Source organism: Actinomyces sp. HMSC065F11 (genome assembly GCF_001813085.1).
In the GTDB taxonomy this organism is placed as follows: Bacteria; Actinomycetota; Actinomycetes; order Actinomycetales; family Actinomycetaceae; genus Gleimia; species Gleimia europaea.
The window spans coordinates 583-1,268 of record NZ_KV811471.1 but is presented as its reverse complement, the minus strand read 5'-3'; the positions used below and the strand labels follow the sequence as shown (position 1 = coordinate 1,268).

Annotated in this window: 1 protein-coding gene; it reads right to left on the bottom strand. The window is 54.4% G+C overall.

Translation table 11 applies throughout. From position 1 onward, the window contains the following. Nucleotides 1-686 (bottom strand): YPDG domain-containing protein (locus HMPREF2891_RS05540; RefSeq protein ID WP_222566273.1); only part of this gene is annotated, 686 nt, incomplete at both ends.

The following is a 686-nucleotide window of genomic DNA, read 5'->3' as shown; positions in this document are numbered from 1 at the left end:
GCTTACCCGAACCATCCTCATAGCCAGGCTCGAACTCTTCGTTCTGCTTGGTATCAGGCGTGTCAGGCTGCTCGACCGTAACCGTGACAGTCACCTCGTCGGTGGAACCGTCTGGGTAGGTCACAACGACAGGAACCGTGATCTTGGTACCAGGCGTTGCATCCTCAGGAATGGTAACGGTGATCTCACCAGTGTTCTCATCAATGGTCACACCATCAGGCGTGTCCTCACCAGGAGTGAACTTGGTGCCCTCCGGAGGCGTGGTCGTCTTACCATCCTTGTCCTTAAACTCAGGAGCGTCGATCTTGACGTCGCTACCCGGCTTACCGGAGCCATCCTTGTAGCCAGGTTCGATGTTCTCGTTCGTGTTCGGAACCTTCGGGTTGGAGTCATCCTCATCCGGGATGCCGTCGTTATCGTCATCCTCGTCCTCGGTGTCAGGCTTACCGTCGTTATCGGTATCCAGCTTGAAGTTCGCATCCGTCTTATCGGTGGAACCATCCGGGTAAGTCACCGTAACAGGAACATCAAACTCCTCCGTCGTGTCCTTGTTCAGCTTCGACCCATCCGGGAACGTAACAGTGATCTCACCAGTGTTCTCATCAATCGTAACTACATAGCCCTCAGGAGCCTCGAAGTCCTCGCCAATAGCGAACTTCGAACCCTCAGGAACATCTACACCCTTA